This window comes from Tardiphaga sp. 813_E8_N1_3, from assembly GCF_051811025.1.
Lineage (GTDB): Bacteria > Pseudomonadota > Alphaproteobacteria > Rhizobiales > Xanthobacteraceae > Tardiphaga.
Genome location: NZ_JBPWQE010000001.1, coordinates 3,225,328 through 3,252,319, shown reverse-complemented (window position 1 = coordinate 3,252,319; position 26,992 = coordinate 3,225,328). Strand labels below are relative to the sequence as shown.

Here is a 26,992-nt window from a genome sequence, read left to right as displayed (position 1 = left end):
GGGGACGACATGGCGCAGAAACCGACCAAGCTGAAGGCCCTTCCGACCGCGGAGACGCCGCCGGACTATGTCCTCGACTCCCAGGTCGGCTTCCTGATGCGCGTGGCGATGCAGCGCCACACCTCCATCTTCATGTCCAACATGATTGAGGATCTGACCCAGACGCAATTCGCGGTGCTGGCGAAGCTGCATGAGGTCGGCCCGAGTTCACAGAACCATCTCGGGCGGCTGGTCTATCTCGATGCCGCGACCATCAAGGGGGTTGTGGATCGGCTGGGCCTGCGCGGATTCATCACCACCGGTAGCGACCCTACGGATCGCCGTCGCCGTGCAGTGTCGCTGACCGAGAAGGGCGCCCGTGTGGTCGATGCGGCAATCCGCGTTGCAGCGGATGTCAGCGCCAAGACGCTGCGACCGTTGACGGCCGAAGAGCAACGCACACTGACGCGGTTGCTGAAGAAGATTACCTGATCACATTTTGCTATTGAGCAGCGCCTTGATCCGTTGAGGCGAGACTGGCAGCTGCGTGATGGCGCCGGGCTGGCCGAGCGCGTCGTCGATGGCCGCTGCAATCGCCGCGCCGACGGCATTGGTGCCGCCTTCGCCGGCGCCCTTGAGCCCCATCGGGTTGAGCGGGCTCGGCGCATCCTCGGAAATGATCACTTCGACATCAGGTACTTCGCGGGCCGTCGGCATCAAATAGTCGGCGAAGGTTACCGCCAGCGGTTCGCCGCGGTCGTCATAGGTGAACTCTTCATAAAGCGCACCACCGATGCCTTGGGCCACGCCGCCAACGATTTGGCCATCGACCAGCATCGGGTTGATCGCTTTGCCGATGTCATAGGCGACAAGATACCGCTCGACGCTGATGCCGCCAGTGTCGCGGGCGAGCGACACGACCGCGACATGGACGCCGTATGGGTAGGTCATATGCTTGGATTCGAACGACGCTTCGGCGAACAGGCCAGGTTCGCTATCACCGACCAGATTGCCTCCCGGTTCGAGCGCCTCTGCGATCTCGCCGAGCGTCATCGATGGGCCGGTACCGCCATCGAGGCGGACAATCTCGCCATCGACGATATCGAGTTGATCGGCCGTCAACTGCATCAATTCAGCTGCGGCCGCGAGAGCCTTGTCGCGCAGCTTCAGCGCGGCTTGCCGCGTCGCTTCGCCCGTCATCACGGAGACGCGTGAGGCGAAGGCGCCGAGGCCTCTGGCGATACGGTTGGTCTGGCCGTGGATCACGCTGACATTGTCATAGCTGGCGCCGAGTTTCTCTGCGCAAATCTGAGCGATGACCGTTTCGACGCCCTGGCCGACCGAAGCGGCGCCGGTGACGACTTCCACGAGCCCGTCGGTCCCGACATTGATCCGCACATCGTCGAACGGGCCAAGACCGCTTTTCTCGACGAACATGGCGACACCGGAGCCGACCAGTTCGCCCGCCTTGCGACGTGACGTAATCTGCGTCTGCAGGTCGTCCCAGCCGATGCCATTCAGCGCCTTGTCCAGCAGCTTCGGGTAGTCGCCTGAATCCAGCACGATGTCGGTGCCGAGCGTTTCCAATGCACGCGTGACCGGCATCTCGCTGGTCGCGATGAGGTTGCGGCGACGGACCTCGACGCCGCTGATCCCCACTCTGGCCGCGACCGCATCCAGCAAGCGTTCGCGCACGAAAGTGCTCTCATAGCGGCCGGGCGCGCGATAGGTGCCGCCAGGCGTCTTGTTGGTCAGGCGGATATGGCCAAGCACGCGATAGGCGGGAATGCGATAGGGGCCGGGCAGCATCGCAGCGGCGAGGTCGGGCACGGTGGCGGCATGCGTGCGCATATAGCCACCCTGATCGTGGAAGAACTCGTTGTCGATGGCCAGGATGTTGCCATTGCGATCGATGGCGGCGCGAATGTGATGGGTTTGCTGTCGCGAATGATTGGCGGCGATGAGGTGTTCGCGACGATCCTCGATCCATTTTACCGGGCGGCCGAGGCGCAAGGCGGCCAAACAGACGAGGACGTCTTCGGGATACATCTCGCCGCGAATGCCGAAGCCGCCGCCGACGTGGCCTTCGAACAGGTTGGTATTGGCGGCGGTGCGGCCAAACATCTTGGCAAGCTGATCACGATTCCAGTGCGGGACCTTTGCCGCGCCATACATTTCCAGCATGTCGGTCTCGGCGATGTAACGGCCGATGGCCCCGCGTGTCTCCATCGGCACGCCGGAATGGCGGCCGATGGAGAGCGAGAGACTAACCACGGCATGCGCATTAGCAAAAGCGCCATCGACGTCGCCATAACCCTTCTCGATGAGAGCCGTCTCGGTCGGTAGTCCGTCGCGGAATTCACCGATCTTGCCGTCGGCATGCAAGATAACCGGGAGTTCCTCGATCTCGACTTCAACATGCTCGGCGGCATCCTCGGCGAGATACGGATCTTCGGCGAAGACCACGGCGACGGGGTCGCCGACATAGCGCACCTTGTCCCTGGCCAGAATGGTCTGCCGATAGGCGGCAAGCTGTTCAAGCCGCGTCAGGCGAAAGTCGATCGGCGGAATATCGGCAACGTCGGTAAAGCTCCAGGCGGCGACGACGCCCGGAATGGCCAGGGCCGGCGCGAGATCGACCGAGACGATATTGCCGTGGGCGTAGGTCGAACGCACCACGCGCATATAGAGCTGGTTCGGAAAGTTGATGTCGGCTGCAAACTTGCCTTGGCCGCGCAGCAGCGGGCCGTCTTCCTTGCGGAGGACGGACTTGCCGACCAAGGTCGCTTTCGCGGCAGCAGTCACGACTGACGCATCTCCACCGCGGCGGCGCGGACCGCCTTGATGATGTTCTGATACCCGGTGCAGCGACACAGGTTCGACGACAGCACGTCGACCAGATCGTGATCGGAAATATCCGGTTCGCGCTCCAGCACGCCGACGGCGAGCATCAGGAAGCCCGGTGTGCAGAAACCGCATTGCAGGCCGTGGTTCTCCATGAAGGCGCGCTGCATCGGGTGCATCTCGTCGCCATCGGCGAGGCCTTCGACGGTGCGGATCTGCTTGCCGTCCGCCTGCTGTGCGAACATCAGACATGAGCGCACTGGTTCGCCATTCACCAGCACGGTACAGGCGCCACACACGCCGTGCTCGCAGCCGATATGCGTGCCGGTCTGGCCGCAATCCTCGCGGATCGCGTCGGCGAGGGTCCGGCGCGACTCCACGCGAATGGCGTGCGCCTCGCCGTTGATGGTGAGGGTGATGTCGGTCTTGTCGCTCATGGAAGCCTTCCCATGCTCTGTAGTTTTCCGCTGGCGCGCAGCGCGGCGCGAATGCGCTGCGGCGTTGCTGGCATTTCGTCGATGGAAATTCCGAAGGGCGACAATGCGTCGTTGATCGCGGAGATCACCGCTGCCGGCGCGCCGATGGCACCGCCTTCGCCGAGGCCCTTGGCCTTGGTGATGGAATTGCCGGTCAGTGTCTCGATGTGATGCAGCTCGATCTCGGGAATTTCGTGCGTCGTCGGCGGCAGGAAATCCGCCAATGTGCTGGTCAAGATGTTTCCGGTCTCGTCATAGATGATCTCTTCCAGCAGCGCGTTGCCGATGCCCTGCGCCACGCCGCCATGCACCTGGCCGTCGGCGATCATCGGATTGATGATCAGCCCGGCGTCCTCCGCGACCAGAAACTTCTCCATCTCGACGCGGCCGGTCTCGATATCGACCTCGACAATCGCGACATGGCAGGCGTTGGAGAAGGTGCCCGACGGATCATAGGTACCGGTCTCGGTGAGGCCCGGTTCGATCTCGCCCTTGAAGATGTGAGTCTGGTGATAGGCCGCACGCGCCATCGATGCGATGGTGACGGAGCGATCGGTCCCGATGACATGCGCCGATCCGGATTGCAGCGTGATGTCTTCGGGCGCGGCTTCCAGCAGATGGCTCGCCATCTTCAGCAGTTTGGCACGGATCTTTTGCGCGGCGAGCAGGCTGGCGCCGCCCGACAGCACCAGCGAGCGGCTGGCGAAAGTTCCCCAGCCATAGGGCGAGCGGTCTGTGTCGCCGTGAACGACCTTGATGAATTCCGGATCGATGCCGATCTCGTCAGCAATGATCTGCGCCAGCGATGTGCGCAGGCCCTGACCATGCGGCGATGAGCCGATCCGCGCTTCGACGAAGCCCGAGGGATCGATGGTCAGATACACTGTCTCGAAGCCCGGCGTGATCTCCATGCCGCGCGCCGCGAAAGCCGGACTGCCATAGCCAGTACGCTCGGAGAAGGTGGCAAAGCCGATACCGAGATAGCGGCCGGCATCGCGTGCGGTCTTCTGGCGCTTGCGGAACGCGTCGAGGTCGATGGCCTTGATGGCCATCTCCATGGTTTCCTTGTAGCTGCCGTCATCGAAGACGAGACCTGTCGCTGACGTGTAAGGGAACTTGTCGATCAGGTTGCGGCTGCGCAGTTCGGTCGGCTCTATGCCGAAAGCGGCGGCCGCCTTGTCCATGAGCCGTTCGAGCACAAAGGTGATGACCGGCCGCGAGACGCCGCGATAGGGCGCCATCGGACAGGTATTAGTCATCACGCCGCGCGAGCGACAGTCATAGGCGCGGACGTCATAGGGGCCGGGGAGTTCGGCCAGCGCCATCAAGGGTTCGACGCCGCAGGTCGTCGGAAAGCATGAATAGGCGCCGATATTGGCAACGATATCGCCGCGCAGCGCGAGCAGGTTCCCATTTTTGTCGAATGCGCCTTCGAGCTGGACGTGCTGGTCGCGGCTGTGGAAGCTTGCGATCAGGTTCTCGCGGCGATCTTCGGTCCAGGCTACGGAGCTGCGCAATTTGCGCGCCAGCCAGACCAGCAGCACATATTCCGGCGCCAGCGACATCTTCTGGCCGAAGCCGCCGCCGACGTCGGGCGCGACGACGCGCAGATCGGATTCCGGAATGCCGAGGATGTCGCAAACCGCCGTGCGCGTCAGATGCGGCATCTGCGTGGTGCAGGTCAGCGTCACGCGGCCGGTCGAACCATCATAGGCGGCATGGCCAGCGCGGGCTTCCATCGGCGTCGCATTCTGACGGCGCGAGCGGGCATCGACGCGCAACACCTTGTGTGCGCTCTTCCAAACATCCTCGAAGCCGGGTGTCGCGATGTGACCCTCGACGATCACGTTGTGCTTGGTGTCGGCGTGAACCAGCGGAGCGTCTTCGGCAAGCGCATCCATCGCATCGATCAGCGGCGCGCCTTCGGATATCTCGACCTCGACCTGATCGGCAATGTCCTCCGCCTGATCCTTGCTCGGCGCGTAGACGGCCGCGATGGACTCGCCTGTGAACCGCACCACGCCATCGGCAAGGATCGGCTGACCCACGGCGACATAGTTGAACTTGCTCAGCATCGGCCGGATCGGCTTCAGCTTTGCGAGGTCCTTGGCCGTGACGATGCCTGCGCCCTCCGGCGCCGTGATGCTCTCGATCGTTCCGGCAGCCACGCTGCTGCGAACGAAGCGCACCCAGTGCGTGGCGGGCATGTCCGCGGTGAAACGGCCGCGGCCGGTGACGAGGGCGGGATCCTCGAGCCTGCGGATCGAACGCCCGACCCAGGTTGTGCCGGTGCCCTTGGTATGGATCGTCATTGTGCCGACCGCTCCAGTGCGCGCCGCGTTACGGCGCGAACCAGATCGCAGCGATATTCCGCAGTGGTCTGGATATCCTCCAGCGGCTCGATCGCATTGGCCGCGGCTTCACCGGCGGCGACGAACAGGTCCGGCGAGGGAATCTGACCGTTCAACACATCTTCGGCTTCGAGAATGCGTCGCGCACGATCCTCGGCACCGCCGATGCCGACATGTGCATCGGCGATCACGCCATTGACGAGACGATAGGTAATGAGCGCGGCAGACATCGCAAAATCGCCCGCTCGGCGGCTGAATTCGTAGAAGCCGAATTTGGTGTCGTCGGGCAGCAGCGGCAGACGGGCTTCGGCGAGAAATTCGTCCTCGGCGAGCGATGTCGACATGATGCCTTCGAGGAAATCCGTGACATCAACGATACGTTCGCCGCGCACGCTCTTTACGACGAGTTGCGCATTGAGCGTCGCGGCGACGAGGCACCATTCCGATGCAGGGTCGGCATGGGCGAGGCTGCCGCAAAAAGTCCCGCGCATGCGGATCGGATAATGCGCGATGTGGCTGACGACGAAAGCGAGGAGCTTACCAAGCGGACCGTCGATGACAGGCTTGTGGAATGCGCCGTGGCGCACCCGCGCGCCAATCGAGAGATAGTCGCCGTCAACAGCGAGGCGGTCGAGCCCTTCGACCTCGTTGATATCGATCAAGTGTGCTGGCCGCGCCATGCGGAACGCCATGATCGGCACCAGGCTCTGGCCGCCCGCCAGAATGCGGCCGTCGAGCGGCGCAAACTCGGCCAATGCACTCACAACCTCATCCACGGTGCGTGGAACGTGCCTGGTGAACGGCGCCGGCTTCATGCGGAAAACCCCGGGCAGGAGGGCCAAAATTCACTTGTATGCTAACAATCGCCTTTTGGAAGTCAATCAGGGTCGCTGACGCAAAACGGGGCGTTCGCCGCCTGCGTTTTGATCACACGGGGATAGCTGAATTTGCCGAGTCGAGCGCGCTAAGTTTCAGGCGATATCGCGCTGCAGCGCGAAGTCATCCAGCAATGGCGAGCGTTTGCCCGCGATCATCCCGCCGATCAGTTGCGCTGCGAGATAGCTGAAGGTGATGCCGTTCCCGCCATAGCCATAGGCGGCATAGAGATGCGGATGACCCGGCACCGGGCCGATCAGCGGTAGGCCGTCGCGCGTGGTGTCGAAGGTGCCGGCCCAGCGATAGTCGATGGCAAGCTCGGCACGTGGCCAAAGGGCAGCAAGCTTGTCCGTCAGCGCGCGCGCCTTGGCCGGGATGAGGGCGTCGCGTGCATCGGGATCGATGATCTCGTCGCTGTCTTCGCCGCCGATGATTATGCGGCCGGATGCGGTGGTTCGGGCGTAGAGATAATCCTTGCTGTCTTCCCAGATCAGCACGCCGTCACGCCAGAGTCTGTCCGGCTGCGGCTTTGTCGCGATCGCCCAGCTCGATGACGGCTTTTGCACGGTCGTTTTTACGATATCGGGCATCACATAGCCCGTCGCCAGCACGACGTGGCGCGCCTCGACGGTACGGCCGTCCGTCAATTGAGCGCCGACGGCGTGGCCTGCGGAGTCGAACGTGGCCGTCTCCGCCTCGAACAATCGCGCGCCGCGCGCCGTCGCGACATTCAGCAGTCCCAGTGCCAGTTGCAACGGATCGGAATCTGCCGAGTCCGGCGAGACGATGGCACCCGCCCGGGCAATGTCGTATTCGGACAGGAGGGCCTTGTGATCAAGGAGTGTGCCGGGCAGGCCGGCGCGCTCGCGAAGCGCGTGTTCCTCGATCAGCCCTTTGGCACTCTCGCCTGCGGCAAGATAGAGCGAGTTCTTCGCGCGCATATCGCATCGCAGGTCGAGCGTCCGGACCAGTGCCTTCAATCCGTGGACGGCGTCATAGCTGGCGCGATAGGCACGCGCGGCGCGCTCATAGCCATAGAGATGTGTCAGCTCCTGCAGCGAACGATCGATCTCCCACAGCAGCATCGACGTGCTCGCTACTGTACTGCCGCGCCCCGGCAATTCGCGGTCGACGATGACCACATCCAGTCCTTGCCGCGTCAGTTGCTCGGCCATCAGGGCGCCGGTGATGCCGCCGCCTACGATCAGGGCATCGCATGTGATGTCTTCGGTAAGGGGCTGACGGGGGGCATGCTGCAGGCCTGCAAACCACGGCGAATGTCCGCCGCGCAAATCAGCATGCTCGGTGGTATCGGGATCGAGATCGGAAATGGGGCACCATGAGGCTGGGGAAGGAAGGCGCTGTCCGCGCCTCGTATCGAAGTCACGTGACAATTTCCCGGGTCCTGTTCCGTTCCCTGGGGGAGCGCGCGGGCGCGCAGGCTGCTCCAGATTCTCGCGGGCTCAGGTGGGGCCGTGAGCCGGGCTCTCATGATCCTGGATCAGAGATAAGTGATTTCAAAGGGTTAGATACCCGTAGCAAGATTGCTGCGGTGACGTTAAACAGGCGCCAAACCAAACCAGACGATGTGAGCCGGACCAGCCGGGGCTTTGCCGCTCCAGCGTGGTTTCTGTCTCATTCACTGCTCAAAGGACGCCGCGACCGTGACCAAGAACAGCCTGCCTTTGCCGCAGCTTTCCCTCCCGAAAGACAAGATCAAAATCCTTCTGCTCGAAGGCGTGAACGACAGCGCGGTCGAGCTGATCGAGGCGGCGGGTTATTCGAGCGTGACGCGGCTCTCCAAGGCGCTCGGTGGCAATGAACTGAAGGAAGCGCTCAAGGGCGTACACATTCTCGGTATCCGGTCGCGCACGCAGATCACCCAGGACGTGCTCGATGCCGCGGACCGGCTGATCGCGATCGGCTGCTTCAGCGTCGGCACCAATCAGGTGGACATCGACGCAGCGCGGCGATCAGGCATTCCGGTGTTCAATGCGCCGTTCTCGAATACGCGCTCGGTTGCCGAACTGGTGATCGGCGAGATCGTCATGCTGTTCCGTCGGATCATTTCGCGCTCCAATCTGGCGCATGAAGGCGGCTGGGAGAAATCGGCCAATAACAGCTATGAGGTGCGCGGCAAGACGCTTGGCATCGTCGGTTACGGCAGCATCGGCTCGCAGCTCTCGAACCTGGCGGAAGCGCTGGGCATGCGCGTGATCTTCTACGATCACACCGATCGATTGCGTCACGGCAACACCGAACCTGTCGGAAGCCTGCAGGAACTGCTGGCGCAGAGCGATGTGGTCAGCATGCATGTGCCGGAGACACCGGCCACGCAGGGGATGATCGGTCGCGACGAGTTCGCCGCCATGAAGGACGGCGCCTATTTCATCAACAACAGCCGCGGCACCGTGGTCGATCTCGATGCGCTGGCCGATGCACTGCGCCAGGGCAAATTGCGTGGTGCGGCCGTCGACGTATTCCCCGTCGAGCCAAGCTCCAATCAGGAGCGCTTTGTTACCCCGCTGCAGGGTCTGGAGAACGTCATCTTGACGCCGCATGTCGGCGGCTCCACCGAAGAGGCTCAGGAGCGCATCGGCGCGGAAGTCGCACGCAAACTGATCGACTACAGCGACAGCGGGTCGACTATGGGTACGGTGAACTTCCCGCAGGTACAACTGCCGGCGCGCCCGTCAGGTACCCGATTCATCCAGGTCCAGCGCAACGTTCCGGGCATGCTGGGACGGCTGAACGAGGTGCTGGCGCGCCATGCGGTCAACATCGCCGCGCAATATTACGAGACCAACAACGACATCGGCTATGTCGTCCTCGACGCCGATGCGTCCGCAGCGGACAGTGAGCGGGTGCTGGCGGATATTCGGGCGCTGGAAGGTACGATCCGCGCGCGCTTGCTCTACGAATACAAGGATTGAGCGACGGTCTGCTGCACGAACGACTCGAAAGGTCGATTTCTCTGCACGAGCCGTCGTGCTAGTCAGGCTGCTCGCCGCTATGAAACAGCGCGACCACATTAGTAGATGACGTCGGCTCATCGAATCACCGCCAGAGCTCACCACGTTCCCTTTGATTTGCGCATCTTGAGCTGCTGCAGATTGTCGTCGCAATAAGAGCGACAGCAAATGGTTACGCACAACAGTCAGCCGTGACGAGGTCTGGAGCGCTCTCGAAAAAGCACGGCCTTTTACGTTGCCGCGTTCAGGAAAAGCCTGGCTCGCTGACGAGAGCGCTCCGCCTATCTTTCCTGCCAGATTTCAACAGCACTGATTTTTGAATCCTTCAAAGCGCCTTTGGAATCTTTCCAGACACGATCTCAACCGACTCGAGTCGTCGATGATCGAGACATTCTAAACCGCAGCGCATGCATTAGCGTTGCGGTGACGAGGGCGTCTCTCTAGTGAAGCGCTGCAGATCACGAGCAATCGGACGTTGCCGATGAGGCACAGGCAGCTAATCCGGAATGCGAGTCTGCGGAGAAAATGATTCACGTTGAGTGACAACCGAGCTCGGACGCGGAGAGCGGATCTTGGATCCATGGTCGTTGCACGCCGCATGCAGAGCCATTTCGCATCGGCCGACGTGCTGTTGATAGGGACTTTCTGGGAATGCGACTTGCAGGTGGGGTTCGGACGGTGGCTCGCTTTGGCGTGACACTACTAGGTGGTGTGGCGTTAGTGGCTTGGTTTGAATCGCCTGCTCAATCTCAAACACCGCAAGGCGCCACCGCCCTTCCTCCCGTGACCGTCGATGCTCCGACGCAGCGGTTGGTCCGCCGCGCACCGACCAAACGAAATGTCGCCGGGGTCCGATCGCCTTCAAGGCGCGCCACAGTGCCTGACGCCCCGCAACCCCAAACCGTCGCGGCGCAATCGCGGCCATCGCAGTCGGGTGTCGTGCCCGCTTTTGCCGGCGGGCAGGTCGCTCAAGGCGGACGGTTGGGACTGCTCGGAAACACCGATGCGATGAAGTCGCCGTTCAATGTGACGAGCTACACGGACAAGTTCATCCGGGATCAGCAGGCGGCGACGGCTGCGGATGCCTTGATCCTGGATCCTTCCGTGCGTAGTTCCCACCCAACGGGCGGTGTGCTCGATTCCTTCAACATTCGCGGCTTCCCGATCAACGAAGGCAACAGCGGTGAGTTCGCCTTCGAGGGCCTTTACGGGATCGCGCCGACATACCGCATTTTCACGGATTACGTCGAGCGTATCGAGGTGCTTAAGGGGCCTTCAGCCGCGCTCTCGGGCATCGCGCCCAATGGCGGCGTCGGCGGCGTCATCAATGTCGTGCCCAAGCGCGCGGGAGAGGACTTGACCCGCTTCACCGCAAGTTACGGTTCTGCCGCACAGTTCGGCGGCCACTGGGATATTGCGAGGCGTTACGGTGACAGCAAGGAATGGGGCGTGCGCGTCAACGGCAGTCTGCGCGACGGCGATACGCCCATTGACCGTCAGTCCGAAACGACAGGTGTCGGATCGCTGGCTCTCGACTATCAGGGCGAACGCTTCAGGTCCTGGCTCTATCTCATCGCCCAGACCGATCGGTTCGACGCTCCGTCACGTCCCTTTCTCATGGCTCCGGGCCTGCCAGTGTCGAGCGCGCCGGACGGTCGGCTGAACGTGACGCAATCCTGGGAATGGTCGCACATCAATGATCAATCTGCCTTGCTGCGAACCGAATACGATCTAAGCGATCAGGTTATGTTGTTCGCCGATATCGGCGGATCTCGGACCAACGTCGAGCGATTCTTCGGTCTTCCGACGATCGTCAACACGAGCGGCGACACGACCGCAACGCCCCAATTCTTCGAGCTTAGCATCGATCGAACCACATATGATGGCGGCGTCCGCGCCCGCTTCGATACCGGCGTTGTCCACCATGCCGTCGCCTTCCAGGCCTCGGTCTATCATGACGCGCTGTACCGGCGGCTCACCAATGGCAGTCCGGTCACGTCGAACATCTATAATCCGACCATGGCGCCGAGCCAGTTCGCGAACGAGATCAGCGAGCGCCCTCGGCTCTCGGACAGCGAGCTCACGGGGCTCTCGATTGCTGACACCTTGTCCGTACTCGATGAGCGCGTCCTGTTGACTTTGGGTATCCGGCGCCAGGGCATCGAGGCGAACAACTATCTCTCCAATGTCGGAACGCTCACGTCGTCCTACGACAGGAGCGCGACTACCCCAGTGGTCGGTCTCGTCATCCGGCCCCGGGACAACGTCTCTCTGTACGCGAACTATATCGAAGGTCTCAGCCGAGGCGACGTCGCGCCCCAGACCGCTTCCAATGTCGGCGAAGTACTCCCGCCCTACATCGCCAAGCAGTACGAGGCCGGCATCAAGGTGGACTTCGGCCGGTTCACCACTACCTTCAGCGCCTTCGAGATATCGAAGGCGAGCGGCGAGCTGTCCGCCGGGCGCTTCGCGGCGACCGCCGAACAGCAAGTCCGCGGGCTCGAGTTCAATGTCTATGGCGAACTCATGTCCGATATTCGTGTCCTCGGAGGCTTGTCGCTGCTGGATGGCACCCTGACGAAGACCGCCGTCGCAGCTAACGTGGGCAACACGCCAATCGGCATTCCGAACGTACAGGCCAATATTGGAGCCGAGTGGGATCTCCCATGGGTGAGGGGGCTCACGTTGAATGGGGCAGTCATCTACACGGGCAAGCAGTTCGTCGATACGGCGAACAAGCAACCGATCCCGGACTGGACGCGGCTCGATCTCGGTACCCGTTACACGACGGCGATCAACGGCAGGAAGACGGTTTTCCGCGCGAACGTTCAGAATGTGACCGGTGCGAATTACTGGTCCAGCGTGGCCTCATTCGGAACGTTCTTCCTGGGAGCTCCGCGCACATATCTCCTGTCGATGATCGTGGACATGTAATCGCTGGATTTTGTCCTCAGAGACGATGATCGCATCCTTCAAGGAGCCAGGATGTTCATCGCCTGGCGAGCATGCGCGGTAATGCTGTCCCAATTGCCCGCCCTGATATCCGGCACAGGGCAGAGCCACGACCCACCGACCGCGACAACGTTGCGTTCGGACAGCCACTCGCCGGCATTGGCGGCACCGATGCCGCCGGTCGGACAGAAGCGGGCATGCGGGAATGGTCCAGCAAGCGCGCGCAACGTCGGTATCCCGCCCGCCTGTTGCGCCGGGAAGAATTTTACGATCTCAAAACCATGTGCCAATGCCGCCATCAATTCGGACGCCGTCGCGATTCCTGGGACGAAAGGAATATGGCTTCTCGAAGCCGCCTGAAGCAATTCAGGTGTCGCCCCGGGGCTGAGGGCAAACTTCGCGTCGATAGACGCGGCTCGCTCAAGGTCGGCGCCATTGAGCACGGTACCCAATCCGACGATCGCGTCGGGCACTTCCGCGATGATCGCCTTCGCCGCCTCGAGCGCGGCAGGTGTCCGCAGCGTGATTTCGAGCACGCGGATTCCGCCGGAGACGAGCGAGCGCGCCAGTGGCACGGCATCCTCGACGCGATCGATGGTGATCACAGGGACTACTCTCGCCGCGCTGAGAATTCGGGCAAGCGCTTCCTGCCGGGAGGCAGGCGTCGAATGATCGGTCATGAGCTTTCTCGCCAGTTGGTTCAGTTACGGGCCACGCCGTCCGGCATGGCCGATCGGGGAATGATAGCGCCGGGATAGCGCACGACGGTGCCGGCAAGACGATGGCCCGCTTTCGCGGCCTCGACGGGGCCGGCACCGCCAAGGCGCGCTGCAAGATATGCCGCCGAGAAGCTGTCGCCTGCGGCTGTGGTATCGACCACGCGGTCGACCGGCGTCGCCGGGATGATCTGGTCAATGCCCGGTGCGCGCACGCGACATGATGGTTCGACCAGCTTGAGAACGAGCTCGGGAACGCGAAGGCGCGTCACGACTTCCTTGGCCTCCGACACGCCGAACAACATGTCGAGGTCTTCGACAGATGCCAGGATAATGTCGGCGACTTCGAAGACATCATGATAGGCGTGCTGCGCAGCCGCGCGATCGGGCCACCCCCGGGGCCTGAAATTGGCATCGAATGCGATCCGGCCGCCCGCTTTGCGAACACGATCGAGTGTCTGCATCAGCAGCTTGCGCCCGGCCGCGTCATAAAGCGACAGCGTGATACCCGAGAGATAGACGAGGTCATAGGTCAACAGCGCGTCGAGAATGGCGGGCGTTTCGGGCAGCGACAACAGGAGACGCGCTGCCGAATTCTCCCGCCAGTAGTAGAAGCGACGCTCGCCGTTGGCGACGGTCTTGATGATGTACAGGCCTGGCAATTTGCCGGGCACACGGACGACCTGATGGGTGCCGATCCCCTCGGCCTGCCATCCGGCGATCATCTGATCGCTCCATGGATCGTCGCCGAGTGCCGACACGTAATCGACAGCCAGCCCAAGCCGTGCGCAATAGATCGCCGTGTTGAGCGTATCCCCGCCGTAGCCGAGCGCGTGCTGGTTGGGGAGCGGCTGTGTCAGCTCCATCATGCACTCGCCGATACAGGCAACTTTCGACATATCCGGCACAGAGCAAATCCCGATTTCAAGCGACGGACTTTATGTGTCTCCATATCGCTGCGCGATAAGCAGCGGCGATATGAAGGAGAGCGACCGGGCTTTCATGGTTGTTGACCGACCGCCCGGTGCAAACAGGTCCGCTACACTACAGCAAACACCGACAGATCACACTTCAAGGATGGCCTTGATGACTCCCGCTTCCGGACGCAGCCAATCCTTGAACAGCGTGGCACCGTCGGACAGGGGGCCGCGATGGGTGTTGAGCGCCCGCGTCGGGACTTTTCCGGCATCCATCTGGCGAACCACTTCGGCGAAATCGTCCGGCTGAGCATTGCGGCTGGCGAACAGCGTGGTTTCCCGCTTGTGAAACTCGGGATCCGAAAACGTGATCTCAGTGGGGACGACGCTGACCAGAACGTAACGCCCGCCATGGGCGATAAAGCCAAAGCCGCGCTGCATGGCGGCAGCATTTCCGGTGGCGTCGATGACGACGTCAAAGAAGTCGCCGCCCGTCAGCTTCTTTGCCTCGGCCTCCGCGTCGGCATTGGCGGTCAACAAGTGGTCGGCGCCAAGCGAGTCGCGTGCAAAAGCCAGGCGATTTTCGCGCGTATCCATGACGGTAACGTCCGCGCCGCGGGCTTTGGCAAAGATGATCGCAGACATGCCGATGGGACCTGATCCGACGACCAGAACGCGGTCTTGTGCCGAGATGCCGCCGCGCTTCACGCCGTGTGCGCCGATGGCCAGGAACTCGATCATCGCTGCGTCGTCGAGCGATGCATTGCCGGCGGGGATCACATTGCCGGCCGGAACGGACAAGAATTCCGCCATTCCACCATCGCGATGCACGCCGAGGACCGCGATGTACTGGCACGCATTTGTAAAGCCGCGGCGACATCCAATGCATTTGCCGCAGGACAGGTAGGGCACGATGTAGACATTCTGCCCGTGTGTCAGGTTGCCTCCGGTGGGCGCACTCTCGACCGTACCCGACAGCTCATGGCCCATGACGCGGGGGTATTGCAGGAAGGGATGCTTGCCCTGGAAGATATGAAAATCGGTGCCGCAAATGCCGACGCGGCGGATTCGCACGAGAACCTCGCCGTCGCCCGGAACAGGAATTGGGCGCTCCACGAGGGACAACCGGCCCGGCTCGTCGCAGATCAAGGCTTTCATTCGCTCGGTCTTTCTCATCGAGATAAAGCGCGGCCCGGTGCAAGCCCAGGCCGCAAGGGAAAGTTACTTCGGCATCTCTGTGGGCAGTTCGACGCCGTTGTACTTGGCGTAGATCGCACGGAGTTTGCCGTTGGCGAGGTTCTTCTCGACCCAATCGTTCAGAACCTGGCGCAGGGCGTCATCGCCCTTGCGGATGCCGATCGCATAAGGATTTGTCTTGAGCACAAGTTTGACTTCGAGCGGGTCGTTTTTCAGTCGCTCATTCGCCGTCGCCATAACCTGTGCGGACGATGCCATGACCTTCACCTGTCCGGAAATCAGCGCCGTGTTCAGCGTAGCATCATCCTCGTAGCGTACGATGTCTGCGCCCTTGGCCTGATCCGTCGCTTCCTTGTCGTTGGTGGAGCCGCGCGTGGTGCCGAGCCGCATGCCTGACAGACTGGCGATGTCCTTGATCTCGATCTTCTTGGGTGCAGCGACCACGACCTGGATCACGCCGTAGGGGATGGAGAAGTCGATGACTTTCTTGCGCTCTTCGTTGATGCTGAACGACGCCATCACGAGGTCGGCCTTGCCGGTCAGCAAGAACGGCACGCGGTTGGGGCTGGTCACCTGAACGATCTCAAGCGGTAGCCCGAGGTCGGCGGCCAGCAGCTTGGCGCTTTCGACGTCCGAGCCGGTCGGCTGCATCTTGGCGTCGAACATGCCGAAAGGCGGCGAACCGAGATCAAGCGCGACGATAATTTTGCCACGCTTCTTGATATCGTCGAGCGTGTCGGCACGAGCTGAAACGGAGGAGTGGGTGAGCAGGCCCATAGCAACGACGAGCCCGGCTGCACCTGCGAGAAAATGTCTTCTGATCATGTGTTTCGTCCCTTTTTTGATTTGAAACTTGGTTTGACGTCAGCCTAGGCGGATGCCGCGGCGCGATCGTGGGAGACGCCTCCCACGAAGTTGCGGAGTTCGGCTGTCTTTGGCTGATCGAGCATGTCGCCCGATCCGGTTTCCCAGACCTTGCCCTGATGCATGTAGATGACCTTGGATGCGACCTTTCGCGCAAACGCCATCTCATGCGTGACGAGGATCATGGTCATGCCGCCGCGCGCGAGATCTTCCATGACTCTCAGCACTTCGCCGGTCAGCTGCGGGTCGAGCGCCGACGTCACTTCGTCGAACAGCATCAGCTTCGGACTCATGGCGAGCGAGCGGGCGATCGCCACCCGCTGCTGCTGACCGCCCGACAGCTGCTCGGGATAATTCTCCGCCTTTGCCTCCATCCCGACGCGGGTCAGTACCTCGCGGGCGAGTTCACGGGCCTGCTTCTTGGGGACCGACTTCACGCTGACGGGCGCCAGCATGATGTTCTGTTCGACGGTCAGGTGCGGAAACAGGTTGTAGCTCTGGAAAACGATGCCGACGTCGAGATGCAAGGCGCGGCGATTGAGGCTCGCATCATGCAATGCGTGGCCGCACACATCGATTGTCCCTTGCTGGATCGTTTCAAGCGCATTGATGCATCGCAGGACGGTCGACTTGCCGGAGCCGGATTGACCGATGATGGCAGCGACTTCGCCACGTCCGACATCGAACGATACGCCGTCGAGGACCTTGAGCGAACCGAACTGTTTATGGACGTTTGAAAGACTAACGACGGCCGACATTGAGCTTCCTTTCCAGGCTCCGGCTCCAGGTCGAGAGCGGGAAACAGATCGCGAAATAGATGAGCGCGACGATCATGAAGACCGTGAACGGCTCATAGATCGAATTATTGATGAGCTTTCCGGCCTGGGCCAATTCGACGAAGCCGACCACAGACGCCAGCGACGTATTTTTGACGATCTGTACCAGGAAGCCGACGGTGGGTGCGGTGGCGATGCGCGCTGCCTGGGGCAGGATGACTTTCGCCATGCGCTGCCATCGCGTGAGCGCAAGGCACTCCGCCGCCTGCCATTGCGTCTTCGGAACGGACTCGATGCAGCCGCGCCAGATTTCGGCAAGAAATCCTGACGAGTAAATAATGAGGCCCGCGCTGGCCGCAACGAGCGGCGGCAGGTTGGTGAAGCCGAGCAGCGCGATCCCGAAATAGATGACGAACAGCAGAATGAGGAGCGGCGTTCCCTGAACGAGCTGAATGTAGACCGTCGCGGCGATGCGCAGCGCACGCAGGTCGGAGATGCGCGCAAGCGCGACCACGAAACCGACCAGGCCGCCGCCGACAAAGGCGGCGATCGACAGGCCGATCGTCCACTGCGCGGCCGTGAGAAGGAACTCGAGATGAACGAGGCTGAATGTCGGCATGGACTTTCCCTAGATCGCCGTGCCGAGCTTGCGCCGACGAACGAAGACAGCCAGCCCGAACAGCCACAGACAGATCCGGACGACGAGCGACAGCAGCAGGTAGAGAACGCCGGTTACGATATAGGTCTCGAAGGCACGGAACGTATCGGATTGGATCCGGTTGGCGACGGCCGTCAGTTCCTCGGCCGAGATCTGCGACGTGATGGAGGATGCCAGCATCAAGAGGACATATTGGCTGGTGATCGCCGGATAGACACGCTCGATCGCCGGACGCAGCACCACATGCCAGTATGTCTGGACGCGGGACAGCCCCAGGCATTCGGCGGCTTCGATCTGCGATTTATGGACGGACTCGATACCTGCGCGCACGATCTCGCAGGTATAGGCCCCGACATTGATGACCAGGGCGATGACTGCGGCCAAGTTGGCGGAGACATGCAAGCCGAGGGTCGCGATACCGAAATAGATGATGAAGACCTGCACCAGCAGCGGGGTGTTGCGGATCGCCTCGACATAGATGGCGACAAGCCACTTGACCAAGCGCGAACCGTCGGCGCGACCGATGGCGCAGAGCGTGCCGAGAACGAAACCCAACACCGTCGAGATGGCGGACAACTGCAAGGTCAGCCAGATGCCACGGGCAAATTCTGGCCAATACGGCAGCAACGCCGAAAAATCGAAATGATAGGTCATGCCGGTTCTATTTCATCTCAGGCTTGAAGCGCCGATTGCCGCGCTTTGAACGCATCGAGCTTGGGGGTTGCAGGCGCGTGCCCGCGCTTGGCGATCCATTTGAGGAATGCAAGAATACGCCGGTCGATCTTCATGACGTGGTTCTGTGCGATATCGGAAATCCGGTGATCAAGGAACGGATTTCGAAAACGGTCGAGCGTCGTCACAATGTACGCGCGCGCTTCCGCTTCCATGCCATGTACGGCGAAGCCTGGCAGCACTTCGCGCTGCAGGATATGATCAAGCCGTTCGGCGATGGAGGTGTCCGCAAGAATTTCTCGCACGGTCTCGTTCGGAGCGCGGCTCTCGGACAGCCAGATGTCGGCAAGCACGGTATGGCCGAGATTGAGAATGTGCAGCTTGAGTCGCTCGAACGGTTCGAGTTCGTCAGCCAGGACGATGGCTGGATGGATGCACGGCGCTGAAAGGCCAGGCGCGCGCTTGATCGCCCACAGCGCATAGGGCTCAGCGACTGCGCCGATGGGTTCGATCGGCTCCGACACGATGCGATCGACCAGCGTTTCGGCGAAGATGATCTCTTTCGCAATCCATTCGGCGAAAGCCGATGGTGCGCCGGCCTCGCTTGCCAACGCCAGCACCCTGTCTTCAAGGATGAGGCCGTTGCGATGAACCAGTTCGCAAGGCAGCACGGTCAACGGGCGGGCGCCGTCCCGCCAGCGCCGGTGGAGCAAAGCCATCAGCTTGCCGGGAAAGGATTGTGGCACGTCGCCGGATAGCAATGCCGATCCGCGGTCACTGTCTGCGACCTCGTAACCGGTATCGCCCATATTCGAGACGACGAAGTCCGCTTCCGCGGCGAAGCAGTCGGACAATTCCCCCCAATCGCGCGCCGCGGAGAATCCGCGGTCCACGCTCAGAACGTCGATGCGCCGGTCGATCTTGACGCCATTTTCGATACCGCGGATCAGCACGGGATAGCCTTCGGACCGGCCAAACGCCTGAACGCGTCCGGCGCGACCGGTAGAATTTGATGCTTGAACCACGGCAATCGGCCCGACGTCCTGGCCGGAAACACGTGCCTCATGGACGAAAACACCGACATGGGCCTGAAGGAAGCGACTGGTCCCGAACTGGATGATCCGGCCGGTCACGCGACCGCTGCCGCCGAGCAGCTGGCGCCGGGTTTTGCAGTCATGGGTATCAATAGGATGGGAACCGTCGTCATGTGTTTCCTCGACCTTTTTTGTGACGTCATAAATCTTTAAGGGCTGGCACTTCGTCAAATTGTTTTTTATCTGTAAAAAACTGAAAGCGCCGAATAGCTTTTTTGCTACTGAGGATCGATCGCAAGAATGAAGAGCAACGCTGTCTTCAAACGCGCCCACAACCGCTGCTTGAATATGCTCGCGAAGCACGAACTTGGTACGCATCTCCGTTCAGAACTCGAACTGGCGCAGGCCCTCGATGTCAGTCGCACGACGGTGCGCGCCGTGCTGTCCTCGCTCGCCAATGCCGATATCATCCACCGCGACGGCAGCCGCCGGCATCTCGTGCGCTCACCAGTGGCAGACGATTACTTTCCCGAAGCGCAAACCGAATCCGTCGGCGATATCGTCGGGCGCCGGTTCATGGAGTGGATTCTGCAGGGCGATTTTCGCCCGGGAGAGCTCATCAACTGCGCCGAACTGGCCCGTCAGTTCTCGACATCAACCTCCGCCATCCGCGAACATCTCACGCACTTCAATCACTTTGGCCTGTTGGAGCGCCGTCCTAACAGCGCGTGGGTCTTCAAGGGGATCACGACCGATTTTGCGATGGAGATCTACGAGATCCGCGAGATGTTCGAACTCCGCTCGGCGCATCGTTTTGCCGAACTCCCGCCGGACGCTGCGGCCTGGTCCGAGCTCGACGCGATCGAGCGAGAACATCATCACCTGCTGGAAAACATCGATGAACGATACCGGGAGTTCTCGCGACTCGACGAACGGCTTCATCGCCTGGTTCATGACGCCTCGCAGAACCGCTTCGTCTTGAACTTCTACGACGTGATATCGATGATCTTCCACTACCACTACCAGTGGAACAAGGCTGACGAAAAAGAACGTAACTATGTCGCCCTGCACGAGCACCTCGCATATATCGCAGCATTGCGCAGCCGGGATCTGGACGCCATCGACGCTAAATGCCGGACCCATCTTCGGACGGCACGCAAGACGCTGTTAAAGTCGGTGGATCATTTACGCCAGGCTACTATTTGACTTGATCTGACCTGAAATGAGAACTCACCAATGAGCACGCCACGAACGATCCGTTTATCGTCCGACGACAACGTGATTGTCGCCGTCGATCAAATTCTTCTCGGTACCGGTCTTGCCAATCTGGTCGCACAGCAGCGAATACCACGGGGGCACAAGATGGCCACCGCCGCCATCCATAAGGGCGAGCCGGTGCGGAAGTGCGGCCAGATCATTGGTTTCGCATCGAAGGACATCGTGCCCGGCGACTGGGTGCACGAGCATAACGTCGTCATGCATGACTTCGCGCGCGACTATCAGTTTGCCGAGGGAGCGAGAATCTCGGAAGTATTGCCGCCCGAGCTGCGTGCAACCTTTGAAGGTTATGTGCGACCGAGCGGAAGAACCGGAACGCGAAACTATATTGGCATCCTGACCTCCGTGAATTGTTCGGCAACGACGGCGAAATTCATTGCCGAAGAGGTCAATCGGTCCGGACTGCTTGATGACTATCCGGAGATCGATGGCGCGGTGGCGTTTGTGCATGGCACCGGGTGCGGGATGGCCTCCTATGGCGAGGGCTGGGATTTGCTTCGCCGTACCCAATGGGGCTACGCAACCCACCCCAATCTCGGCGCCGCGCTGATGGTCGGCCTTGGTTGCGAAGTCTTTCAGATCGATCGTATGAAAGACGAGTATGGCCTGGTGGAAGGTGATCACTTCCAGACCATGACAATTCAGGCGTCTGGCGGAACCAGGAAAGCCATCGATCAGGGCGTCGAACGCATCCGGACAATGCTGCCGGTTGCCGCGCGCGCCAAGCGCGAGACGCGGCCTGCGTCTGAAATCGTCCTGGCCCTCCAATGCGGCGGTTCGGACGGATATTCGGGCATTACTGCTAATCCTGCGCTGGGAGCTGCGGTCGACCAGTTGGTCAAGCATGGAGGGACAGCAGTGCTTGCTGAAACTCCGGAAATTTATGGTGCGGAGCATCTGTTGACGCGGCGTGCGGTCAGCCGCTCCGTCGGAGAGAAACTCATTGAGCGGATTCGGTGGTGGGAAGAATATGCTAGCCGTAATGGCGGCCAGTTGAATAACAATCCCTCGCCAGGCAACAAGGCCGGTGGGCTCACGACAATTCTGGAGAAATCGCTGGGCGCTGCTGCCAAAGGCGGCACGACCGCGTTGCGTGCAATCTACGGATATGCCGAACCGATCAAGGAGAAGGGGTTCGTTTTCATGGACACCCCCGGCTATGATCCAGTCGGCGCGACGGGGCAGGTTGCTGGAGGGTGCAACGTGATGTGCTTCACCACCGGCCGCGGTTCGGCCTTTGGCTGCAAGCCGACACCTTCCATCAAGCTCGCCACGAACAGCGAAATGTATCGGAACATGGTCGACGATATGGATATCAATTGCGGCGACGTGCTTGATGGAACGTCGATCGAGGCTAAAGGGCAGGAGATCCTCGATCAGATTCTGCAGGTTGCTTCAGGCGCCCACACCAAATCGGAGGATTTGGGTTATGGCGATCTCGAATTCGTGCCGTGGCAAATCGGCGCTGTGATGTAACAAGCGCACCGCGCTAATCGTCCGAATGAGAAACTGTCGCCGGTAACTCGGTCTTCCGAATGCAGCGCCGCGTCTGCCCATCCGAGTGCATTCCGATTAGCGCGCGCGCTATGTGCACCGAGAGGTCAAAACAGGTACAAAGGTGTGCAAAATCGGCTAGTTTAGAGTGTACGCATTCGTGTTCCATCCCATTGAGGACATAGGTTAATTCATTGGAATCGCAAGACTATCGCCTTTCTGTCGCCCCCATGATGGATTGGACTGACCGGCATTGCCGCGTCTTCCATCGTCTGCTGTCGCGGCGGGCGCGGCTCTATACGGAGATGCTGACGACGGGCGCCGTGATCCATGGCGACCGCGCGCGGCTGCTTGGCTTCGACGCCAGTGAACATCCGGTGGCGCTGCAGCTCGGTGGCTCGGAGCCGGCGCACCTCGCAGAGGCCGCGAAGATCGGTGCGGATTTCGGCTATGACGAAATCAACATCAATGTCGGCTGTCCCTCGGATCGCGTGAAGGACGGGCGCTTCGGTGCTTGCCTGATGGCGGAGCCCGATCTGGTGGCGCGCGGTGTGGCCGCGATGAAGCAGGCCGTGAATGTGCCCGTTACCGTGAAATGCCGTATCGGCATCGACGATCAGGATCCTGAAGTCGCACTCGATACGTTGGCGCGCGCCGTGGTCGCCGCCGGCGCCGATGGCCTGATCGTGCATGCGCGCAAGGCCTGGCTCAACGGCCTGTCGCCGAAGGAGAACCGCAACATTCCGCCGCTGAATTACGACCGCGTCTACCGGCTGAAGGCGGCGATGCCCGATGTGCCGATCGTCATCAATGGCGGCATCATCGGCATTACTGAAGCTGCTGCTCATCTTGCGCATGTGGACGGCGCGATGCTCGGCCGCGCGGCCTATCAGGAGCCTTGGCGCTTGCTGGCGGTCGATCCCGAATTGTTCGGCGAGCCGGCGCCGCATGCGTCGATGAAAGACGCGTTCGAAGCGATGATGCCCTATATCGAGGATCAACTCGCGCAGGGCACGCGGCTGCATTCGATCACCCGGCATTTTGTCGGCGCATTCCACGGCGTGCGCGGCGCACGCGCGTTCCGGCGCCATCTTGCTGAGAACGGCGTTGGGCACGGCGCAGGCATCAATGTGCTGCGCGATGCGATCGCGCTGGTCGAGGATGAACCGGCGGTGTCGGAAGCGGCCTGATTACGGATAGCCGCGCAACATCAATCTGTCGGCGCGGACTTCCCAGCTTTCCAGTCGATCGAGAAAGCTCATGCCGAGCAGGTTGGTCTTCATCTGGCCGCGCGGCACCACAAGTGCCGGCACCGAACGCTCCACCAGTTTGCCGACGGCCAAACGATCCAGTGTCAATCGTGCCGCCTTGGTGCGGCCGCCCGCAGTTTCGACGTCGACATTGTAGTCGAGCAATTCGAGCGGCAGACCCGCGGCTTTGGCGGTCTCATAAGTCAGCACTACCGAGGTTGCGCCGGTATCGATCACCATGGCCGTCTTGACGCCGTTGATCTTGACCTGAAGTCCGAACTCGCCTGTATTGCCGCGTGGGACATCGACCAGCCGCAATGGCGGCGGGCTCTGCTTGCGCAGGATTTCGGTTACGAGATTGCCGGCTTTGGAGATCTGCTTGGGGTCGCCATAGGCGAGGGCGGCGCCCGCAGTCGCGACAATGACGACGACGAGAAGAAAGACCCGGCTCATGGAGAGCCTCTCAGGTGGTCGCGGATGTCTTCTTTGCGGCGTAGGTCGATGAAGGCTCCAGCCCCGCCTCGGCCATGCGAGCTGGGAGGAGTGTCATCGTGTCCAGACGCTCCGCGCTGTCCATCTTTCCCCAACGCGCGATCTCGGGCAGCGTACGTCCGCAGCCGAGGCAGAGCTTGGTCTTGGGGTCGATGAAGCAGACTGCGATGCACGGTGTCTCTTTGCTCATCCCGTAATATTGAAGCGGATCCGCTTGCTTGCGCAAGCGTCGAAATTTTCGTTGTGAGCATGATCTGGTTCGAAAACCGGCATCCACTTTTCGGGATCATGCTCTATAGCCCGGTTCCTGCATTCATGATCGGCTTGTTGCGGGGCCGGCGTTTTTCATCGGCGACGTTCATCTCGTATTCGGGCTGCAACGGCGGTGCATCGGGCGTCATCGGCGCAAGCGCCGACATCACGCGTTCCGGCGGGAAGGTGATGATCACTTCGGTGCCGACCCGCAGCTTCGATTTCAGCGTGAAGGTGCCGCCATGCATGTCGACCAAGCTCTTGGCGATCGGCAGACCGAGACCTGCGCCCTGTTCGGCAGATTTGATCGAGTTCGATCCCTGACCGAACGACGCCAGCACGATTGGAATCTCTTCTTCGGCGATGCCCGAGCCGGTGTCCCTGCAGCTCAGATACTGGCCGCCCGAGGCCGTCCAGCCGACCTTGAGCCAGATTTCGCCACCCTGCGGAGTGAACTTGATGGAATTGGAGAGCAGGTTGAGCACGATCTGGCGGCAGGCGCGCTCGTCGCCCCAGACACGCGGCATGCCGTGTTCGAATACTTCGTGGATGGTGATGCCGCGGCTCGATGCGCGCAGCTTCAACAGGTGATGGCAGTCCGCGACGACATGCACCAGCGAGACGGCTTCTTCGTTGAGCTCGTAACGGCCGGCCTCGATACGCGACAGGTCGAGGATCTCGTTGATCAGATTCAACAGATGCACGCCGGAATTATGGATGTCCGCGGAATAGTCCTTGTAGACCGGTACGGCATGGCCGCCGAAGATCTCGCTCTTCATCACTTCCGAGAAGCCGAGAATGGCGTTCAACGGCGTGCGCAATTCATGGCTCATCTGCGCGAGGAAGCGCGACTTGGCGACATTGGCGGCTTCGGCGCGGTGACGCGCTTCGTCGGAGATTGCCTTGGCTTGTTCGAGTTCGCCGATCAACGCGTCCTTCTCGGCGCGGGCTTCCAGCGTCGCCAGTGTCGTCGAATGCAGACGCTGAGCGAGCAGGGCGAAATAACCTTCGGCTGCGACAGCCAGAACGGCCAGTACGTAGTTGTCGAAGGTGCCGCGCAGGATGAAGCTCAGCGCCACGCCGAGCGTCACCGGCGCGGTGGCGGCAAAGGCGGCAATCGGCAGGCTCGCGGCGAGCATGCTGGAGACCGCGACCACCAGCAGCATCAGGAACATCATCAGCGAGTTGGAGACGACGTCGACGCCGGTCGGATGCACCAGGATCACCGTCCACGACAGGCCGTAGAGCAGGTCCAGAAAGATAAAGCGCAGCCGCCATTTATGCGTGCTGTTGGGTGTCGGTGTTTCCGCCAGATAGCGATTGCAGGCGCGCAGGATCACCGCGTGAATGCACAGCATTCCGCATGACCATGCAGCCGCCGGCAGCGGCTGCATCCAGAACCCGAACAGGATGCCTGTGCCGACCACCAGCAACGTGATGACGAGCGAGGCGGAGAGGCGGGTCTGGGCGTATTGGCGGAGCAGTTCACGATCGAAGGCGGGGCGTGTTCCCGATGTCGAGGTCAGACGGTCGCGCGCTTCACGCACCCGCTGCTGTGCCGCCCGGCGATTGCGCGGCGGAACAGCGACGGGCGTTTCAGCCGGAAGCTGGACGACCTCGGGCCTGGCGGCGGGCTCACTCATGACTCGTACACAAATCCTGCACGCAAACGCGGGCGGTTTTTCACAGAACCTATCTGTGCCGCACAATCATTAAGAGGTGCCTTAAAGAACGAAGTAATCCGGTTAATATTCAATAAAAATGGTATCGACGGAGGGCGCCTGTCGGGCACCGCTCCGCCGTAATTTGTTCAGGAAACCTAGATGGTTACCGGGGCAATCTTGCCAAGAGACTTGAAGTGTCCCACCGCTTGCCGCCGAGCGCTTCGACCTCGCCGTAGAACTGATCGACAGTGGCCGTGACCGGCAGGCTGGCGCCGTTGCGGCGGGCTTCGGCGAGACAGATCGAGAGGTCCTTGCGCATCCATTCGACAGCGAAGCCGAAATCGAATTTTCCGTCATTCATGGTCTTGTGGCGGTTCTCCATCTGCCACGACTGCGCGGCGCCCTTGGAGATCACCTCGACCACGGCATTCACATCGAGACCGGCCTTCTTGGCGAAGTGAATGCCTTCGGACAGCGCCTCGACGAGGCCGGCGATGCAGATCTGGTTGACCATCTTGGTGAGCTGGCCGGAGCCCGCGGGACCGAGCAGCTTCTGCATCTTGGCGTAGGCCGTAATGATCGGCTCGACCTTGGCGTAGACCTTGGTGTCGCCGCCGCACATTACGGTGAGGGCGCCATTTTCGGCACCAGCCTGTCCGCCGGACACCGGCGCGTCGATGAAGTGGAAGCCGGCCTTGGTGGCGGCGGCATCGAGCTCTCGGGCAACTTCGGCTGAGGCAGTGGTGTGATCGACGAAGATCGCGCCCTTGGTCATGCCGCTGAATGCGCCATCAGCGCCTGTGGTGACCGAGCGCAGGTCGTCGTCATTGCCGACGCAGCACATCACGAAATCCTGGCCTTCAGCAGCCGCTTTCGGGGTCGGTGCGGACTTGCCGCCGAACTTCTCGACCCATGCTTTGGCCTTGGCTGCGTTGCGGTTGTAGACGGTGACCTCGTGGCCGCCCTTGGTGGCAAGGTGACCGGCCATGGGGAAACCCATGACGCCGAGACCGATGAATGCAACTTTGGCCATGTCCGTACCCTTTGGATGCTGTCGGCTTTGCTGCCGAACGTCGACTATTGGGAAGTGAGGGCGCCGCCTGACGTTTTGGGGCGACGAGATCGTTGGTGGTGAGGAGCGCCAGCATAGTCGCTGCGCAGGACGCGGCAAAGCCCCCGTTACCACTCATGGCTGCGGCCGCTTATGGTGCATTGCAAAAGAAAATCTGATGCCGGTCTTGTGCCAGAGCAATCCCGGAATTCTCAACATATCCTAGA

Annotated in this window: 23 protein-coding genes; 6 read left to right on the top strand and 17 right to left on the bottom strand. The window is 61.3% G+C overall.

Translation table 11 applies throughout. The features are described 5' to 3' along the window. Positions 1-9 precede the first annotated feature (9 nt). Positions 10-471: a MarR family winged helix-turn-helix transcriptional regulator gene (locus AB8A33_RS15590; RefSeq protein ID WP_439093557.1), complete on the top strand. Its 462-nt coding sequence runs from the start codon at positions 10-12 to the stop codon at positions 469-471. Here AB8A33_RS15590 and AB8A33_RS15585 read toward each other — a convergent pair whose 3' ends face one another. From AB8A33_RS15585 to AB8A33_RS15565, 5 genes are all read right to left on the bottom strand, one after another. Beyond that, positions 472-2,784 carry a xanthine dehydrogenase family protein molybdopterin-binding subunit gene (locus AB8A33_RS15585; protein ID WP_439093556.1) on the bottom strand — a complete coding sequence of 771 codons (2,313 nt, stop codon included), beginning with the start codon at positions 2,782-2,784 and terminating at the stop codon, positions 472-474. Beyond that, the gene (locus AB8A33_RS15580; RefSeq protein ID WP_439093555.1) at positions 2,781-3,260 is read right to left on the bottom strand and encodes a (2Fe-2S)-binding protein; all 480 of its coding nucleotides are present in this window, start codon (positions 3,258-3,260) and stop codon (positions 2,781-2,783) included. Before AB8A33_RS15580 ends, AB8A33_RS15585 begins: the two co-directional genes overlap by 4 nt. Next, positions 3,257-5,611, bottom strand: a complete 2,355-nt coding sequence (locus tag AB8A33_RS15575) for a xanthine dehydrogenase family protein molybdopterin-binding subunit (protein ID WP_439093554.1) — start codon at positions 5,609-5,611, stop codon at positions 3,257-3,259. Before AB8A33_RS15575 ends, AB8A33_RS15580 begins: the two co-directional genes overlap by 4 nt. Further along, on the bottom strand, positions 5,608-6,465 hold the full coding sequence (locus AB8A33_RS15570) for an FAD binding domain-containing protein (protein ID WP_439093553.1): 858 nt from the start codon (positions 6,463-6,465) through the stop codon (positions 5,608-5,610). The genes AB8A33_RS15575 and AB8A33_RS15570 overlap by 4 nt, the downstream gene beginning before the upstream one ends. Before the next feature lie 156 nt (positions 6,466-6,621). Then, on the bottom strand, positions 6,622-7,818 hold the full coding sequence (locus AB8A33_RS15565) for an NAD(P)/FAD-dependent oxidoreductase (protein WP_439095945.1): 1,197 nt from the start codon (positions 7,816-7,818) through the stop codon (positions 6,622-6,624). Positions 7,819-8,190: 372 nt separating this feature from the next. Here AB8A33_RS15565 and serA point away from each other — a divergent pair, with 372 nt between their 5' ends. After that, on the top strand, positions 8,191-9,459 hold the full coding sequence (gene serA, locus AB8A33_RS15560; protein WP_439093552.1) for a phosphoglycerate dehydrogenase: 1,269 nt from the start codon (positions 8,191-8,193) through the stop codon (positions 9,457-9,459). A gap of 690 nt (positions 9,460-10,149) precedes the next feature. Continuing rightward, positions 10,150-12,432 carry a TonB-dependent receptor gene (locus tag AB8A33_RS15555; protein ID WP_439093551.1) on the top strand — a complete coding sequence of 761 codons (2,283 nt, stop codon included), beginning with the start codon at positions 10,150-10,152 and terminating at the stop codon, positions 12,430-12,432. Positions 12,433-12,470: 38 nt separating this feature from the next. On the opposite strand, the gene eda is transcribed toward AB8A33_RS15555, so the two are convergent. The 8 genes from eda to AB8A33_RS15515 form a co-directional block, all read right to left on the bottom strand. Next, positions 12,471-13,130, bottom strand: a complete 660-nt coding sequence (gene eda / locus AB8A33_RS15550; protein WP_439093550.1) for a bifunctional 4-hydroxy-2-oxoglutarate aldolase/2-dehydro-3-deoxy-phosphogluconate aldolase — start codon at positions 13,128-13,130, stop codon at positions 12,471-12,473. 20 nt (positions 13,131-13,150) lie between these two features. Further along, a complete protein-coding gene (locus tag AB8A33_RS15545; RefSeq protein WP_439093549.1) occupies positions 13,151-14,065 on the bottom strand; it encodes a sugar kinase in 915 nt (304 codons plus the stop codon). A gap of 165 nt (positions 14,066-14,230) precedes the next feature. Then, positions 14,231-15,241 (bottom strand): zinc-binding alcohol dehydrogenase family protein, encoded by a 1,011-nt coding sequence (locus tag AB8A33_RS15540; RefSeq protein ID WP_439093548.1) that lies wholly within the window; start codon positions 15,239-15,241, stop codon positions 14,231-14,233. Positions 15,242-15,304: 63 nt separating this feature from the next. Then, a complete protein-coding gene (locus tag AB8A33_RS15535) occupies positions 15,305-16,105 on the bottom strand; it encodes a transporter substrate-binding domain-containing protein (RefSeq protein WP_439093547.1) in 801 nt (266 codons plus the stop codon). A gap of 44 nt (positions 16,106-16,149) precedes the next feature. Further along, positions 16,150-16,902 carry an amino acid ABC transporter ATP-binding protein gene (locus tag AB8A33_RS15530; RefSeq protein ID WP_439093546.1) on the bottom strand — a complete coding sequence of 251 codons (753 nt, stop codon included), beginning with the start codon at positions 16,900-16,902 and terminating at the stop codon, positions 16,150-16,152. Next, entirely contained in the window at positions 16,886-17,539 is a 654-nt protein-coding gene (locus AB8A33_RS15525; RefSeq protein WP_439093545.1) for an amino acid ABC transporter permease, read from the bottom strand. Before AB8A33_RS15525 ends, AB8A33_RS15530 begins: the two co-directional genes overlap by 17 nt. A gap of 9 nt (positions 17,540-17,548) precedes the next feature. Next, entirely contained in the window at positions 17,549-18,232 is a 684-nt protein-coding gene (locus AB8A33_RS15520; protein ID WP_439093544.1) for an amino acid ABC transporter permease, read from the bottom strand. 17 nt (positions 18,233-18,249) lie between these two features. Beyond that, complete coding sequence (locus AB8A33_RS15515) at positions 18,250-19,383, bottom strand: mannitol dehydrogenase family protein (RefSeq protein WP_439095944.1); 1,134 nt, start codon at positions 19,381-19,383, stop codon at positions 18,250-18,252. A 201-nt stretch (positions 19,384-19,584) separates the two neighbouring features. On the opposite strand from AB8A33_RS15515, the gene AB8A33_RS15510 reads away from it, so the two are divergent. From AB8A33_RS15510 to dusA, 3 genes are all read left to right on the top strand, one after another. Beyond that, entirely contained in the window at positions 19,585-20,490 is a 906-nt protein-coding gene (locus AB8A33_RS15510) for a GntR family transcriptional regulator (RefSeq protein ID WP_439093543.1), read from the top strand. Between the two features lie 30 nt (positions 20,491-20,520). Next, positions 20,521-22,038, top strand: coding sequence for a UxaA family hydrolase (locus AB8A33_RS15505; RefSeq protein WP_439093542.1), 1,518 nt, complete (start codon positions 20,521-20,523; stop codon positions 22,036-22,038). 212 nt (positions 22,039-22,250) lie between these two features. Further along, positions 22,251-23,246 carry a tRNA dihydrouridine(20/20a) synthase DusA gene (gene dusA, locus AB8A33_RS15500; RefSeq protein ID WP_439093541.1) on the top strand — a complete coding sequence of 332 codons (996 nt, stop codon included), beginning with the start codon at positions 22,251-22,253 and terminating at the stop codon, positions 23,244-23,246. Here the strand turns inward: dusA and AB8A33_RS15495 are convergent, their stop codons facing one another. From AB8A33_RS15495 to AB8A33_RS15480, 4 genes are all read right to left on the bottom strand, one after another. Then, positions 23,247-23,759, bottom strand: a complete 513-nt coding sequence (locus tag AB8A33_RS15495; RefSeq protein WP_116660380.1) for a TIGR02281 family clan AA aspartic protease — start codon at positions 23,757-23,759, stop codon at positions 23,247-23,249. Positions 23,760-23,769: 10 nt separating this feature from the next. Next, the gene (locus AB8A33_RS15490) at positions 23,770-23,988 is read right to left on the bottom strand and encodes a DUF1289 domain-containing protein (RefSeq protein WP_439093540.1); all 219 of its coding nucleotides are present in this window, start codon (positions 23,986-23,988) and stop codon (positions 23,770-23,772) included. Positions 23,989-24,091: 103 nt separating this feature from the next. Then, on the bottom strand, positions 24,092-25,693 hold the full coding sequence (locus tag AB8A33_RS15485) for a sensor histidine kinase (RefSeq protein WP_439093539.1): 1,602 nt from the start codon (positions 25,691-25,693) through the stop codon (positions 24,092-24,094). A 184-nt stretch (positions 25,694-25,877) separates the two neighbouring features. Further along, complete coding sequence (locus AB8A33_RS15480) at positions 25,878-26,747, bottom strand: NAD(P)-dependent oxidoreductase (RefSeq protein ID WP_439093538.1); 870 nt, start codon at positions 26,745-26,747, stop codon at positions 25,878-25,880. Positions 26,748-26,992: the final 245 nt, after the last annotated feature.

Coding starts and splice junctions, on each gene's coding strand:
- AB8A33_RS15535 (WP_439093547.1), bottom strand. CDS start 16,105: ATGATCAGAAGACATTTTCTCGCAGGTGCAGCCGGGCTCGTCGTTGCT.
- AB8A33_RS15590 (WP_439093557.1), top strand. CDS start 10: ATGGCGCAGAAACCGACCAAGCTGAAGGCCCTTCCGACCGCGGAGACG.
- AB8A33_RS15510 (WP_439093543.1), top strand. CDS start 19,585: ATGAAGAGCAACGCTGTCTTCAAACGCGCCCACAACCGCTGCTTGAAT.
- AB8A33_RS15520 (WP_439093544.1), bottom strand. CDS start 18,232: ATGACCTATCATTTCGATTTTTCGGCGTTGCTGCCGTATTGGCCAGAA.
- AB8A33_RS15530 (WP_439093546.1), bottom strand. CDS start 16,902: ATGTCGGCCGTCGTTAGTCTTTCAAACGTCCATAAACAGTTCGGTTCG.
- AB8A33_RS15545 (WP_439093549.1), bottom strand. CDS start 14,065: ATGTCGAAAGTTGCCTGTATCGGCGAGTGCATGATGGAGCTGACACAG.
- AB8A33_RS15540 (WP_439093548.1), bottom strand. CDS start 15,241: ATGAAAGCCTTGATCTGCGACGAGCCGGGCCGGTTGTCCCTCGTGGAG.
- AB8A33_RS15555 (WP_439093551.1), top strand. CDS start 10,150: ATGCGACTTGCAGGTGGGGTTCGGACGGTGGCTCGCTTTGGCGTGACA.
- AB8A33_RS15495 (WP_116660380.1), bottom strand. CDS start 23,759: ATGAGCCGGGTCTTTCTTCTCGTCGTCGTCATTGTCGCGACTGCGGGC.
- AB8A33_RS15480 (WP_439093538.1), bottom strand. CDS start 26,747: ATGGCCAAAGTTGCATTCATCGGTCTCGGCGTCATGGGTTTCCCCATG.
- eda (WP_439093550.1), bottom strand. CDS start 13,130: ATGACCGATCATTCGACGCCTGCCTCCCGGCAGGAAGCGCTTGCCCGA.
- AB8A33_RS15490 (WP_439093540.1), bottom strand. CDS start 23,988: ATGAGCAAAGAGACACCGTGCATCGCAGTCTGCTTCATCGACCCCAAG.
- AB8A33_RS15525 (WP_439093545.1), bottom strand. CDS start 17,539: ATGCCGACATTCAGCCTCGTTCATCTCGAGTTCCTTCTCACGGCCGCG.
- AB8A33_RS15570 (WP_439093553.1), bottom strand. CDS start 6,465: ATGAAGCCGGCGCCGTTCACCAGGCACGTTCCACGCACCGTGGATGAG.
- AB8A33_RS15575 (WP_439093554.1), bottom strand. CDS start 5,611: ATGACGATCCATACCAAGGGCACCGGCACAACCTGGGTCGGGCGTTCG.
- AB8A33_RS15505 (WP_439093542.1), top strand. CDS start 20,521: ATGAGCACGCCACGAACGATCCGTTTATCGTCCGACGACAACGTGATT.
- AB8A33_RS15485 (WP_439093539.1), bottom strand. CDS start 25,693: ATGAGTGAGCCCGCCGCCAGGCCCGAGGTCGTCCAGCTTCCGGCTGAA.
- AB8A33_RS15580 (WP_439093555.1), bottom strand. CDS start 3,260: ATGAGCGACAAGACCGACATCACCCTCACCATCAACGGCGAGGCGCAC.